Annotated in this window: 14 protein-coding genes; 11 read left to right on the top strand and 3 right to left on the bottom strand. The window is 62.0% G+C overall.

The annotated features are described in order from the left end of the window. The first annotated feature begins 19 nt into the window (after window positions 1-19). The 11 genes from JF290_RS01310 (at window position 20) to JF290_RS01260 (ending at window position 10,839) form a co-directional block, all read left to right on the top strand. Window positions 20-457, top strand: a complete 438-nt coding sequence (locus JF290_RS01310; protein WP_199022921.1) for a tellurite resistance TerB family protein — start codon at window positions 20-22, stop codon at window positions 455-457. Then, a complete protein-coding gene (locus JF290_RS01305) occupies window positions 454-1,188 on the top strand; it encodes a PhnD/SsuA/transferrin family substrate-binding protein (RefSeq protein WP_199022920.1) in 735 nt (244 codons plus the stop codon). The genes JF290_RS01310 and JF290_RS01305 overlap by 4 nt, the downstream gene beginning before the upstream one ends. A gap of 126 nt (window positions 1,189-1,314) precedes the next feature. Beyond that, on the top strand, window positions 1,315-2,091 hold the full coding sequence (locus JF290_RS01300) for an ABC transporter ATP-binding protein (protein ID WP_199022919.1): 777 nt from the start codon (window positions 1,315-1,317) through the stop codon (window positions 2,089-2,091). Window positions 2,092-2,117: 26 nt separating this feature from the next. Beyond that, entirely contained in the window at window positions 2,118-2,846 is a 729-nt protein-coding gene (locus tag JF290_RS01295; protein WP_199022918.1) for a transporter substrate-binding domain-containing protein, read from the top strand. A gap of 90 nt (window positions 2,847-2,936) precedes the next feature. After that, window positions 2,937-3,821, top strand: a complete 885-nt coding sequence (locus tag JF290_RS01290; RefSeq protein ID WP_199022917.1) for an ABC transporter permease — start codon at window positions 2,937-2,939, stop codon at window positions 3,819-3,821. Next, window positions 3,821-4,630, top strand: coding sequence for an ABC transporter permease (locus tag JF290_RS01285; RefSeq protein ID WP_199022916.1), 810 nt, complete (start codon window positions 3,821-3,823; stop codon window positions 4,628-4,630). Before JF290_RS01290 ends, JF290_RS01285 begins: the two co-directional genes overlap by 1 nt. 50 nt (window positions 4,631-4,680) lie before the next feature. After that, window positions 4,681-6,015: a glutamine synthetase family protein gene (locus tag JF290_RS01280; RefSeq protein WP_199023225.1), complete on the top strand. Its 1,335-nt coding sequence runs from the start codon at window positions 4,681-4,683 to the stop codon at window positions 6,013-6,015. Between the two features lie 60 nt (window positions 6,016-6,075). Then, window positions 6,076-6,756: a type 1 glutamine amidotransferase gene (locus JF290_RS01275; protein ID WP_199022915.1), complete on the top strand. Its 681-nt coding sequence runs from the start codon at window positions 6,076-6,078 to the stop codon at window positions 6,754-6,756. Continuing rightward, on the top strand, window positions 6,756-8,114 hold the full coding sequence (locus JF290_RS01270) for a glutamine synthetase family protein (RefSeq protein ID WP_199022914.1): 1,359 nt from the start codon (window positions 6,756-6,758) through the stop codon (window positions 8,112-8,114). Before JF290_RS01275 ends, JF290_RS01270 begins: the two co-directional genes overlap by 1 nt. Window positions 8,115-8,218: 104 nt before the next feature. Continuing rightward, window positions 8,219-9,523, top strand: a complete 1,305-nt coding sequence (locus JF290_RS01265; RefSeq protein ID WP_199023224.1) for an NAD(P)/FAD-dependent oxidoreductase — start codon at window positions 8,219-8,221, stop codon at window positions 9,521-9,523. A gap of 113 nt (window positions 9,524-9,636) precedes the next feature. Further along, window positions 9,637-10,839, top strand: a complete 1,203-nt coding sequence (locus JF290_RS01260; protein WP_199022913.1) for a DegT/DnrJ/EryC1/StrS family aminotransferase — start codon at window positions 9,637-9,639, stop codon at window positions 10,837-10,839. 22 nt (window positions 10,840-10,861) lie between these two features. Here JF290_RS01260 and phaR read toward each other — a convergent pair whose 3' ends face one another. The 3 genes from phaR to phaC form a co-directional block, all read right to left on the bottom strand. Beyond that, window positions 10,862-11,419 (bottom strand): polyhydroxyalkanoate synthesis repressor PhaR, encoded by a 558-nt coding sequence (gene phaR / locus JF290_RS01255; protein ID WP_199022912.1) that lies wholly within the window; start codon window positions 11,417-11,419, stop codon window positions 10,862-10,864. A gap of 205 nt (window positions 11,420-11,624) precedes the next feature. Continuing rightward, complete coding sequence (locus JF290_RS01250; protein ID WP_199022911.1) at window positions 11,625-12,068, bottom strand: phasin family protein; 444 nt, start codon at window positions 12,066-12,068, stop codon at window positions 11,625-11,627. 121 nt (window positions 12,069-12,189) lie between these two features. Continuing rightward, window positions 12,190-14,004: a class I poly(R)-hydroxyalkanoic acid synthase gene (gene phaC / locus JF290_RS01245; protein WP_199022910.1), complete on the bottom strand. Its 1,815-nt coding sequence runs from the start codon at window positions 14,002-14,004 to the stop codon at window positions 12,190-12,192. Between the last annotated feature and the right edge of the window lie 111 nt (window positions 14,005-14,115).

Below are 14,115 nucleotides of genomic sequence, written 5' to 3'. Positions count from 1 at the left end.
GAGGATTATACTGACAAATATGTTTGGTGATTTTCTCCGCCGGCTGACAGAGCCGAACCCCACCCCGCTGCCCGATGAGGACGCCCGTCTTGCGCTGACCGCGTTGCTGGTGCGTATCGCGCGGTCTGACAACGACTATGCGCCCGCCGAGATCGCGCGCATCGATCGCATCATTTCGGCCCGCTACGGGTTGTCTCCTTTCGAGGCCGCGGAACTGCGCGGCCAGGCCGAAACGCTTGAAGGTGAGGCGCCGGACACGGTGCGGTTTACCCGCGCGATCAAGGACGCGGTCCCCTACGAGGAACGCGTGTCGGTCGTGCAATCGCTCTGGACGGTGGTCCTTGCGGATGGTGCACGCGCTCAGGAGGAGGACGCCCTGCTGCGGCTGGTTGCGAACCTGCTCGGCGTCAGCGACGTGGACAGCGCAATGGCGCGTCAGAAAGCCGCCAACGCGTGATCGCCTGGTTGGGCATGTACGACATGCCGCCGCTGCGCAGAGCCAACGATACTCTTTGGAGCCTGATCCGCGCGGGTTGTGGGGATGGGCCCGAGAAACTGAGCCGGCACAGCGATCCGTGGTCGGTCTGGCGCGATCCGGACCTGTTGCTGGCGCAGACCTGCGGGATGCCGTTCCGCACCTCCCTGCACGGTCATGTCACGCTGGTCGGCACGCCGGACTACGACCTGCAGGGATGCCCGCCCGGCTACTACCGTTCGGTTCTCGTGGCCAATGCGGACGCGTCGGGCGACACGGTGGACGCCTTCGACGGCGGCGTCTTCGCCTATAACGAGGCGCTTTCACAATCCGGATGGGCCGGGCCGATAACATACCTGACACGGCGCGGCGTGCGGTTCTCGCGCCTCGTCCAGACCGGCGCACACGCGGCCTCGGTGGACACGGTGGCCGAGGGAGCCGCCGACCTCGCCGGAATCGACGCCCTGACTTGGGCGCTTTTGTGCGAACATGACCCGGTGGCGCGACGCCTGAGGGTGGTCGACCAGACCGATCCCACCCCCGGACTACCTTACATCACGGCGGCTGGACGGAACCCGTCGCCGATCGCCGCGGCGGTGCGCTCCGCGATTGTGGACCTCGCTCCCGAAACGCGCGACCTTCTGCACCTGCGGGGACTGGTCGATATCCCCGCGGCGGCATACCTCGGCATTCCGACCCCGCCGTCTCCCTGACCAAAACAGGCTTCCGTGTGGTCAATTCGCAGGTTTCGGCCGCCATTCGGCCGTTTTGCAAGTTGCAATGCGCAGATTTTTCATTCCTATTACCGCACTGAAGCGTAACAGACCCGCGGATACATCTTGTCAGACTCCACCGCCGTCATCGAGATCAGCAACCTGCACAAGAGCTATGGACAGCTCGAGGTGCTGAAGGGAGTCGACATCCATGCCAGCCGGGGCGACGTGGTGTCGCTGATCGGGTCTTCGGGCTCCGGCAAGTCGACCCTGCTGCGCTGCGCCAACCTGCTGGAGGACAGCCAGCAAGGCGAGATCCTCTTCAAGGGTGAGCCGGTCAAGTGGAAGGGCGAGGGCCACAATCGGCGCCCCGCCGACGCCAAGCAGGTTCTGCGCATCCGTACCAACCTGTCGATGGTGTTTCAGCAGTTCAACCTTTGGGCGCACATGACCATCCTGCAGAACGTGATGGAAGCGCCCGTGACGGTGTTGGGCCGCGATCGCGGCGAAGTCGAAAGCGCCGCGCGGGCTTATCTGGACAAGGTCGGCATCGGCGACAAGTGCGATGCCTACCCGGCGCAACTCTCCGGCGGGCAACAGCAGCGGGCCGCGATCGCGCGCGCGCTGTGCATGGAACCCGAAGCGCTACTGTTCGATGAACCGACCTCGGCGCTGGACCCGGAACTGGAACAGGAAGTCGTCCGGGTCATCAAGGACCTGGCGGCGGAAGGCCGCACGATGCTGATCGTGACGCACGACATGAAATTGTCGCATGACGTGTCCGACCATGTGGTGTTCCTGCACCAGGGTCTGATCGAAGAACAAGGGCCGCCAGACACGCTCTTCGGTGCGCCCAAATCCGAACGCCTGCGCGGGTTTCTTTCGGCAACCCACGCTGCGTAAACAAAAAAACCAAGGGAGATCTCTTCATGAAATCACTGATTATGGGCACCGCCGCACTCGCGCTGGCCGCCGGCATGGCCTTTGCCCAAGGCCAGACCATCCGAATGGGCACCGAGGGCGCGTATCCTCCGTACAACTTCATCAACGACGCGGGCGAGGTCGACGGCTTCGAGCGCGAGTTGGGTGATGAGCTGTGCAAGCGTGCCGAGTTGACCTGCGAATGGGTGAAGAATGATTGGGACTCGATCATTCCAAACCTCGTGTCCGGCAACTACGACACCATCATGGCCGGGATGAGCATCACCGACGAACGCGACCAGGTGATTGACTTCACGCAAAACTACTTCCCGCCCACTGCCTCTGCCTATGTCGCGGCTTCTGACGGCGTGGACGTGCTCAACGGCGTCGTCGCAGCGCAGACCGCGACGATCCAGGCCGGCCATGTCGCCGAGAGCGGCGCCACCCTGGTCGAGTTCGCGACACCCGAAGAAACGATCGCCGCCGTGCGCAACGGCGAGGCCGATGCGGTTCTGGCGGACTATGACTTCCTCGTGCCGCTGGTCGAGGAATCCAGCGGCGAGCTGATGTTCGTGGGCGAGCCTGTTCCGCTGGGCGGCGGCATCGGCATGGGCCTGCGCGAAAGCGACGGCGAGCTGCGCGACCGGTTCGACGCGATCATCACCGAGATGAAGGCCGACGGGTCGCTGAACACCATGCTCAAGAAGTGGTTCGGCGAAGACACCACCACCTACTGACAGTGATCACCGCAGGCCCGCCCCCGTGGCGGGCCTGTTCGCAACTGCGGCGCCACACATGGTGGCAGATGAGCGGGCGCATCCGGACACATGTTTTCCTACTGCTCCGATCCTGACACGCTGGGAACCTTCCGCTGGTTTTCCTGCTACCTCACGACCGGCGTCCACATGTCCTTCTACGTGGCCTTCCTCAAGGTGCTGCTGCTTCTTGCGATCACCGCGCCTGTGGCTTTGGGGTTCGGCTTCCTGGGTGCGATGGCCGCGCGCGCCCGTTTTGCGCCGCTGCGCTGGTTCGGCAAGACGTATATCGCCATTGTGCGCGGCGTGCCCGACATCGCGTTTTTCCTCTTTTTCGTCATCGCCCTCGACCAGGCCTTCGAATACATGCGCCACAAGGTACTGTGCCCCGATTGGGACCAGCCCATCCGCCAAGGCTCGGACTTCGTCGTCTGCACGGCGGCGAAACTGCCGCTAAGCACCGCGCCGCAATGGATGCACGAAACCTATGGCTTCCTGCTGGCGGTGGTGACCTTCGCCATCGTGTTCGGCGCCTTCGCGGCCAACGTGCTCTTCGGCGGGATGCGCGCCGTGCCGCGCGCCCAACTCGAAACCGCTGAAGCCTATGGAATGAGCCAACGCCAGACCTTCTGGCGCATTCTGGTGCCACAGATGTGGGTCTATGCCCTCCCCGGCCTGTCCAATCTCTGGATGGTGCTGATCAAGGCGACGCCGCTGCTGTTCCTGCTCGGGATCGAGGACATCGTCTATTGGGCGCGCGAACTGGGCGGCACCAAGACCTCGCGCTTCACCGATTATCCGCATGGTGACTGGCGGATGTGGTACTTCCTGTTCCTGCTGATCTTCTACCTCGCCTTCACGCGCGTCTCCGAAATCGTGCTCGAGCGGCTCATGCAGAAGCTGACCCATGGCCAGGCGACGTCGGGCGGGGAAGCCCAGAGACGGGCGGCAGCCTGATGTCGGAGTGCCTGCAGACCATCCATGACTATGCGCTGAGGTCGATCGGAATCGGCGAACGGCTTCTGCCGCGCGACGGTTTCACCCTGTGCGAACAAGTGACGTTGATCGGATCGGGCATGATCTGGAACGTCTACTTCGGGGTAATGGCCTTGTTCACCGGCTTCTTTCTCGCGACCGCGCTGGCAGTGGCGAAAGGGTCGGCCAACCCCTGGGCGCGCAAACCGGCGGAATGGTTCATCTTCGTGTTCCGGGGCTCGCCACTCTTCATCCAGTTCTTCTTCGCCTATTTCCTTTTCCTCAGCCTGAAGAATGTGAACTCCTTTTTCGACCCGTTCACCGCCGCCTGGCTCGGCGCCCTCATCGTGCTGTTCTTCAACACCGCGGCCTATAGCGGCGAGATTTTCTATGGTGCGCTACGATCGATTCCGAAGGGCGATATCGAGGCGGCGGACGCCTATGGCATGTCGGGCTGGTCGCGGTTCCGCCGGATCATCTGGCCGACCATGCTGCGCCTGGCTTGGCCCGCCTACACGAACGAGGCGATCTTTCTGTTTCACGCCACGACACTGGTTTTCTTCTCGGGCTTTCCCGCCTGGCAGCAGCGCGGCGACGCGCTCTACTATGCCAGCTATTTCGCCGACAAGACCTTCAATCCCTTCGTCCCCTACCCCATCCTGGCCGGATACTTCATCCTGTTCACCCTGGCGATCGTCGGCACGTTCGGTTTGATCAACAAACGCCTCAACCGCCACCTTCCGTCGGAAAACCGTTCCAAAATAGGCTTGCGCTTCAATCCGATCCGGTAGTAGGAATTTGATCAAATTCCATGAGCAGGTACGGCGCAAGCAAGATGAACATGAAAAACTGGCTGCGGAAGAATCCACAGGTGCGCTCGCTCCGGCTTGCAGCAGCAGATCTCAATGGTCAGCCGCGCGGCAAGCGGGTGCCTGTCCGGTTCGCCGACAAGGCGATCGACGACGGCACGCGGTTTCCGATGTCGGTGCTCAATCTCGACATTTGGGGTGAGGATATCGATGACAGCCCGCTGGTTCTGGAAAGCGGTGATCGCGACGGCGTCCTGCTTCCCACCGAACGCGGCTTCATGCCGATGCCTTGGCTGGACACGCCAAGCGCGCTGCTGCCGATATGGATGTTCCACGAAGACGGCAAACCTTTCGCCGGCGATCCGCGCCACGCGCTGGATGCGGTGGTGCGACGCTACAAGGCCCGCGGCCTGACGCCGGTGGTCGCGGTGGAACTTGAGTTCTTCCTCATCGACGATAGCGGTCGGCATCTTCAGGTGCCGCCATCGCCGCGCAGCGGCAAGCGCCGCAAGGCCGGCGAAATCCTCAGCTTGCGCGCGCTCGATCAGTTCGACAACTTTTTCACCGAGCTCTACGATGCGTGCGAGGAGATGGACATTCCCGCCGACACCGCCATATCGGAAGCCGGTCTCGGCCAGTTCGAAATCAACCTCATGCATCAGAACGATGCCCTACGCGCAGCGGACGACGCATGGCTGTTCAAGATGTTGGTCAAGGGCTTGGCCCGCCGCCACGGCTTTGCCGCCAGCTTCATGGCCAAACCCTACGAGGACTACTCTGGCTCCGGATTGCACATGCATTTCTCGGTCCTGGATTCCGAAGGGCAAAACGTGTTCGACGATGGTTCCGAAACCGGCAACGACACGCTGCGCCATGCAGTCGGGGGCTGTCTTGCGGCGATGTCCGGCAGCACGCTGATCTTCGCGCCACACGACAACAGCTATGACCGGATGGTGCCGGGCGCCCATGCGCCCACCGGGATCAGCTGGGCCTATGAGAACCGCACCGCGGCGATCCGTATTCCCAGTGGCAGTCCCGTGTCGCGGCGGATCGAACACCGGGTCGCGGGCGGTGACGTCAATCCGTATCTGACCGTCGCGGCGATCCTCGGCGCGGCGCTCAACGGGATCGAGGACGCCATCGCGCCGCCCGCCCCGATCACGGGCAACGCTTACGAGGCGGATCTGCCCCAGATCCCGTCGAACTGGGGCGACGCCATCGACAGGTTCGAAACCTCCGCCGAGGTGGCGCGCATCTTTGCGCCCGAGCTGATCCGGAACCTCGTGCTGACCAAACGGCAGGAACTGCACTACATGCAGGACGTCACGGCGGCCGAGAAGGTGGAGATCTATCTTGACACTGTCTGAGCATTGTTTGCGACACTTGGCGCACCCGCGCCGTGTGCCGGGTCTATCTACAGGTGAGACATGAAAATCGTTATCCTGCAAACCGGACACGCCCCCGATGCGTTGGTGGGCGAGACCGGGGACTATGACACCATGTACCAGCAGATGCTGGGCGGGCATGGCTTCGACTTCGAAGCCTTTGCCGTGGTCGACAACGAGTTGCCGCCGGGGGCCGACGCGGCGGATGGATGGATCATCACCGGATCGCGCCACGGCGCCTACGAGGATCATCCCTGGATCGCCCCGCTCGAAAAGCTGATCCGCGAGATCGTCGCGCGCAAACAGCCGCTGATCGGCGTCTGTTTCGGTCACCAGATCATCGCCCAGGCGCTCGGCGGAAAGGTCGAGAAGTATCCGGGCGGCTGGGCGGTCGGGCGCACGACCTACCAGGTGGGCGACGAGACCGTGACGCTGAATGCCTGGCACCAGGACCAGGTCACGCAACTGCCCGAAGGCGCAAAGGTGCTGGGTGGCAACGCCTTCTGCCCCTATGCCTTTCTCGGCTATGGCGACACGGTCTGGACCATGCAGCCGCACCCCGAATACGATGCGCGCTTCATCGACGGCCTGATCCGGGCGCGCGGCAGGGGCGTTGTGCCCGATGCGCTGCTGGACTCGGCGCTGGAAAAGCTGGACGGTCCGGTGCTCAACGACGAATTCGCAGCGCGGATGGCCGCGTTTTTCAAGGAAAAGAGGATCTGATGTCAGATTGGTTCGAGAAACTGCCCGACGCGGCAAAGACCTATCTGGAAGGCCGCCGGCTGGACGAGGTGGAGTGCATCATCTCGGACCTGCCCGGCATCGCCCGCGGCAAGGCGGTGCCCGCGAGCAAGTTCGAAAAGCAGGAGTACTTCCACCTGCCCGACAGCATCTTCTATCAGACGATCACCGGCGACTGGGGCGAAGCCGCGGGCGAGGACGGCTTCATCGAGAAGGACATGATCCTGAGGCCGGACATGTCGACGGCGACCGCCGCGCCCTGGACCGGCGACTGGACGCTGCAGGTGATCCACGATGCCTATGACCGCAAGGGCGTGCCCGTGCCCTTCTCGCCGCGCAACGTGCTGCAGCGCGTCGTGCAGCTCTATCGTGACCAGGGCTGGGAACCCATCGTCGCGCCCGAAATGGAGTTCTACCTCGTCGCACGCAACCTCGACCCGGCCAAGGAAATCGAACCGATGATGGGGCGCTCCGGCCGACCGGCGGCGGCACGACAGGCCTATTCGATGACCGCGGTGGACGAGTTCGGCCCGGTGATCGACGACATCTACGACTTCGCCGAGGCGCAGGGCTTTGAGATCGACGGCATCACCCAGGAAGGCGGTGCCGGACAGCTGGAAATCAATCTGCGGCACGGCAACCCGGTGAAGCTGGCCGACGAGGTCTTCTACTTTAAGCGCTTGATCCGCGAGGCCGCCCTGCGGCACGATTGCTTCGCGACCTTCATGGCGAAACCGATCGCTGACGAGCCCGGGAGCGCGATGCACCTGCATCATTCGATCCTTGACGTCGAGACCGGCAAGAACATCTTTTCCGGGCCGCAAGGCGGCGAAACCGACGCGTTCTTCCATTTCATCGCCGGGCTGCAACATCACCTGCCGGCCGCGATCGCCGTGATGGCCCCTTACGTGAACAGCTATCGCCGCTACACGCGCGAACACGCGGCGCCGATCAACCTGGAATGGGGCCGCGACAACCGAACCACGGGAATCCGCATTCCGCTGTCGGGGCCGGTCGCGCGCCGGGTCGAGAACCGGTTGGGCGGCATGGATTGCAACCCCTACCTCGGCATCGCCGCGTCGTTGGCCTGCGGCTATCTGGGCCTGATGGAAGAGAGGCGCCCCGAAAAACAGTTCAAGGGCGACGCCTACGAGGGTGAGGAAGACATCCCCCGCGTGATGGGCGAGGCGCTCGACCTTTTCGAAGAGTCGACCGCGCTGCACGAGGTTCTGGGCCCCGAATTCGCCCGGGTCTACAGCATCGTGAAACGAGCCGAGTACGAGGAGTTCCTCCAGGTGATCTCCCCCTGGGAACGCGAGCACCTGCTGATGAACGTGTGAACCCCGAAGCCCCAGTGCCGACCGCTCCGATTGAGAAGTCGGCACTGGGGCACTTTCGACCGGAACCATACAGCGAGACGGCGCGAGAGGGCCGATGTCCGATGATGAATCTGCTGCATTCGAACGACGTGCGCGGCACCTATCCCAACAGTTGGTATGCCGCCACGGCGCGGCCGCTTGAACCGTTCGCCCGCCTGCAGGGCGAGGCTCGCGCGGATGTCTGTGTGATCGGCGCGGGATACACCGGCCTGTCCGCGGCGCTGCATCTGGCGAAGGCGGGCCGCGACGTTGTTCTGCTCGAGGCGCATCGCGTGGGCTTTGGCGCGTCAGGCCGCAACGGCGGGCAACTCGGCAGTGGACAGCGAATGGACCAGGACGGCTTGGAGCGCCTCATGGGCGTCGCCGAGGCCACCAAGCTGTGGCAACTGGCCGAAGACGCCAAGGCGCTGGTCAAACACCTTGTCGCCGAACACGAGATCGATTGCGATCTGAAGCCGGGCGTCGCGCATACGGGGTCGAGCAAGCGCGAGGTGGAGGAGTTGCATCGATACAGTGCACATCTGCGCGAAAAGTACGGGTACGACGCGCTCGAAGACCTCGACCAAGCCGCCTGTCATGCGCTCTGCCCCTCGCCCGATTATGTTGGTGGCACGCTGGATTGGGGCGCGGCGCATCTTCATCCGCTGAACTATGCGCTCGGCCTCGCCCGCGCCGCCGCGGCGGCGGGCGTCCGGATCCACGAGGACAGCGAGGTTCTGGAATTGGTCGAGGGCCAGCCCGTACGGATCAGGACGGAAACGGGCCATGTCATTGCCGACAACGTGATTCTGGCCTGCAACGGCTATCTGGGAAAGCTGCACTCCCAGGTCGCGGCGCGGGTCATGCCGATCAACAATTTCATCGCCGCGACAGAACCCTTGGGCGACGATGCGGTGCGCGTTCTGACCGAGGACGTCGCGGTTGCGGATTGCAAGTTCGTGGTCAATTACTTTCGGCTGAGCCGGGACAAGCGGCTGCTTTTCGGCGGCGGCGAAAGCTATGGCTACCGCTTCCCGAAAGACATCGCGGCCTTGGTGCGCAAGCCGATGACGCAGATCTTTCCGCATCTTGCGGATGTCAGGATCGACTATGCGTGGGGCGGCACCCTGGGGATCACCATGAAGCGAATGCCCTTCCTGGCGCGGCTCGGCCCGAACCTGCTGTCGGCGTCGGGCTATTCCGGGCACGGGGTGGGCACCGCGACCCATGCCGGGCAATTGATGGCGCTTGCGATCCAAGGTGAAACCGACGGGTTCGACACGATGGCCCGCGTTCCGGCACCGTCATTTCCCGGTGGCGGAACGCTGCGGTCGCCGCTTCTGGTGTTGGCGATGACGTGGTTTTCATTGCGCGATCGACTCGGGATCTGACGTCCTGCCTTTCTTTCGATAGTGATTTTTCGGCCCGCCCTGTCTCGCCGTGGATTGGCACGGGCGCGCAAGTGTTTTATCTTATCCAAAATACAAATTTGGAAAATCGAAATATGCAAACTCCTCCCAACGTGCACGACGCAGAAGCCATTCCCGAAGCCGCGCGGGCCGCGCTTGACGAGTTGATGCGTACTGGTGACCTTTTCCGTTATACGGCACCGCAGGATGCCCCGGTCGCCCTGCTCGAAACGGAGTTCGCGGCCCTTATGGGAAGCACCTATGCACTGGCCGTCTCGTCCTGTTCCGCGGCGCTTTTCCTCTCTCTGAAGGCGCTCAGGCTGCCCGCGGGCGCACGGGTCCTGATCCCCGGATTCACCTTCGCGGCGGTGCCGTCTTCGGTTGTTCATGCCGGGTGCAGTCCGGTGCTCTGCGAAGTGAACGACAATTACCGGATTGACCTGGCCGACTTCGCGGCGCGGCTGGACCAGGACATTGCGGCGGTGATCATCAGCCACATGCGCGGTCACACGAGCGACATGGACGCCATCACGGCGCTCTGCGACGCGCGCGGCATCCCTGTGATCGAGGACGCGGCCCATTCGCTGGGCACCACGTGGGCCGGTCGCAAGATTGGCACGATCGGGCGGATCGGCTGTTTTTCCTTCCAGTCCTACAAGATGATCAACGCGGGTGAAGGCGGTATCCTGATCACCGACGATGCGGATCTGGTGGCGCGGGCCGTCATCATGTCGGGCGCGTATGAACACAACTGGAAGAAACACGGCACAAGTCCGGCGTTGGCCGAAGCCTTCGAAACGTGGCAGAACCGGTTGCCGCTCTATAACTTGCGGATGAGCAATCTTTCGGCAGCCGTCATCCGCCCACAACTGCCAGAACTGGCCCGGCGGGTGCGGGATGGATTGCGCAACCACGACCATGTCGCCGAGCGGATCGGAGCCTCGCCGTTCATCAAAGTGCCAGCTCCTTTGCCGGCGGAACGGCGCGCCCCGGATTCGATCCAGTTCAACCTGATCGGGATGAGCGATGCAGAGACTGCGGCTTTCGCAAACCTGGCTGCTGAGCGCGGGGTCAAGGTTCAGGTCTTCGGACAGAGCAAGGACAACGCCCGCGCCTTCTGGAACTGGAAGTTCATAGATGATCTGCCAGACCTGCCCAAGACCCGAGCCATGCTGATGCGTGCCTGCGACGTGCGCCTTCCAGTGCGGCTGACCCGGTCCGAGCTGGACGTGATCGCCGATATCATCCTGGACGCCGTCCACGATGCGAAGGGCGATCTGCCAGCCTACGGAACCTGACAGAACAGGATCGGGGTGCGCGTCACTTCAGCTTGGACAGCTTGTTCTGCAGGTCCGCCAACTGTTTCTTGATCTCGTCGAGATCCTCGGTGTCCTCGCCGCCCCTTTCCGCATCCTCCTTGTCGGGTGCGGACCAAGACCGGGTGATGCCGCCTGTCATCGCCTTGAGAAACGCCTGCTGCTGCGCTCGCATGGCTTCGAACCCGGGCATCTTGGTCATCGGGTTCATGGCGGTCATGTTTTCCATCATCTTGGCCTGGTTCTCGCGCAGCATGTCGAAGGAGCTTTGCAGAAACTGGGGCATCATGCCGCCGCCCGGCAGCATGTAGCTGCGGACCAGATCGTTGAGAACGGTGACCGGAAGCACGTTCTCGCCCCGGCTTTCATGTTCCGCGATGATCTGGAGCAGGTACTGACGGGTGAGGTCGTCGCCCGACTTCAGATCGACGATCTGAACCTCGCGTCCCTCGCGGATGAAGCCGGCGATATCTTCGAGCGTGACATAGTCGCTGGTTTCGGTGTTGTACAACCGCCGACTGGCATACCGTTTGATAAGTAGGGGTTTTTCCTGTTCCGCCACGTCCTCGCCTCCCGACGTTTGATGCGTTGCAGCAAAGACTATGCGAGTGCAGCAGAAAAAGGAAGAGCGCATGGTTTGCGCCGTTTGAAAGGTGCAACGGCACGAAAGAAAGGGATGCACAAAAAGAAAGGGCAGGTCTTTCGACCTGCCCCCGCGATTGCACCGGTTGGGAGGAGTTGGCGCAAATCAGCGTTTCTTGCGTGCCTTACTTGGCTGCGGCTTTCTTGGCAGCGGCAGTCACGTCGTTGGTGGCTTTCTTGACAGCGGCGGTCGCATCTTCGGTGATGTCCTTGCCGGCAGCCATCAGCAGTTCGACGGTGTCCATCTGAACCTTCTTCGCGATCTCGGCGAAAGCGGCCATGTTCTCGGCTGCGACTTCAGCGGAGGCGGAAGCGAAATCGGTGATCGACTTTGCGTAGTCAGCCGGCTCTGCCTTGGCTTTGGTCATCTCGCCCAGCTTGGCGATGGTGTCTTTGGTCCACTTGCTGGAAATCTCGGCCGATTTTTCGGCTGCTTCCAGAGCGACGCCGGACAGCTTTTCGTTCAGGGTCGCCTGAGTTTTGAAAGCATCTTCCATGGCTTTGGTGTCCACGGGGAATGCGCCCATCATGTCTTTCATGATGCTGGTGAAGTCTTGAGTCTTTGCCATTGTCCTAGTCCTTTTTGTGTTCAGCGGCGTGTGCCGGTGATCTGTATTCTGAGGACAATATGAATGCTGCATCGCGGCATTTCAAGAAAAAAATGCTGCGATGCAGAATAATCTGAAAAGCCTATTTTTTTCCGAGGCTTGCCCTTGCCCTAACGTAAGTTCCGGGCGCCGGTGCGAGCGAAGGATGATCCGAATCACCCGTGTCGCGGGCCGGAACCTGCTTGCCCGACCGGCTCTTGAGCCAGCTTTGCCAGCGCGGCCACCAGGACCCGTCATGCCGTTCCGCCGCCTTCAGCCACTCGGCTGGCGTCGCTTTCAGATCGGTGTTGGTGTAGTGACCATACTTCTTCTTGCTCGGCGGGTTGACGATGCCCGCGATGTGGCCGGATTCAGAGACGATGAAGGTCTTGTTGCGCGAACCCATCATCTGCACCCCCCTGTAACAGTCCTTCCATGCCGCGATGTGGTCGGTCTCGCAGGCAATCGAACAGACCGGGACGGTCACATCCGAAATCTTGAGGCGGTGTCCGAGCAGATCGAGACCGTCCTGCGTGAAGCGGTTTTGCTGGCAGAGTTGTCTAAGATACTGGATCGCCATCCGTCGCGGCAGGTTCGCACCGTCCCCGTTCCAATAAAGCAGGTCGAAGGCCGGGGGCGCCTCTCCCATCATGTAGCTGCGAATGGCCGGCGTATAGACGAGGTCGTTGGAACGCAGGTAACTGAAGGTGCGGGCCATGATATAGGATTGAAGCACGCCCTTGTTCTCGACCTCCGCTTCGATCCCGTCGATGAAATCATCGGTCAGGAAGGGCGTGAACTCGCCCTGATCGCCGAAATCCGTCAAGGCCGTGAAAAAGGTCGCCGACTTGATCGACGTGTCGCCTTTCTGTTTCAGCAACGACAGGGTCAACGCCAGCGTCGTGCCGGCAATGCAATAGCCGACCGCGTTGACCTGTTTGACGTTGCAAATCGATTTGACTTCGCGGATCGCTGTCAGATAGCCGTCTTCGATATAGTCATCCAGCCCGACTTCGGCATAGCTTTCGTCGGGATTGACCCAGCTCACCACGAACAGCGTGTAGCCCTGCTCGGTGATCCACTTGATCAGGCTGTTCTGCGCCTTCAGGTCGAGAATGTAGAACTTGTTGATCCAGGGTGGAAAGATCACCAGCGGGATCTCGTGCACCGTTTCCGTCGCGGGTTTGTACTGGATAAGTTCCATCATCCGATTGCGATAGACCACGTCGCCCGGAGTCACGGCGATGTTGCCGCCCAGCTCGAACGCCTTTTCATCGGCCAGCCGGACGACCAGTTCGCCATTGTTGGCCTCGAGATCGGAAATCAGGTTCTCAAGTCCCTTGACCAACGACTGCCCCTCGGTCTCGAGCGCCTTTTCCAGCGCATCCGGGTTCGTTGCGAGGAAGTTCGTCGGCGCCATCATGTCGACGATTTGCGAGGCGAAGTAGCTCAGGCGCTGCTTTTCCTTGGCGTCCATGTCATCGACGCTGTCCACAGCCTGACGGATCGCTTCGGCGTTGATCATGTACTGCTGTTTGATGAAGTTGAAGTACGGATGGCTGTCCCAGAGCGGGTTGGTGAACCGCCGGTCTTTGGGGCCGGGATCCTCCGGTGCGCGGAACTGGCCGCGCGCCAGCGCCTCCTGCGCATCGGCGAAATGCTTGACCGATTTTCCCCAATAAGCGACCTGCTGTTCGATGATCTTGCTGGGGTTCTGCAAGGCCTCGGCCCAGTAGGCGGTCGCCGCTTTCGCGAAGATGTCCTGCCGCGGCGCGTTCAGCGAGGGGTGGTGACTGGTCTTGTTGGTCATGACCTCCACAAGACGCTTGGACAGCATTTCGATCTTGCCGAGGTTCTCGGTGAGCCGCTCGAGATGTTCACCCGTCAGGGCCGGCGTGCTGTCTTCGGTAGTTGTCATTTTAAAGAATCCCTCGTAGTCTCGCTGCTGTGCAGAAATATGGTCGCTGGTTTCGGGGGGCAAAGCGACCAAAGGTCCGATGCTGTGCCGGATCGGTTGTGAATGAATGGA

It is taken from the genome of Sedimentitalea arenosa (genome assembly GCF_016428585.1).
Lineage (GTDB): Bacteria > Pseudomonadota > Alphaproteobacteria > Rhodobacterales > Rhodobacteraceae > Sedimentitalea > Sedimentitalea arenosa.
This window is presented reverse-complemented; position numbering and strand designations above follow the sequence as displayed.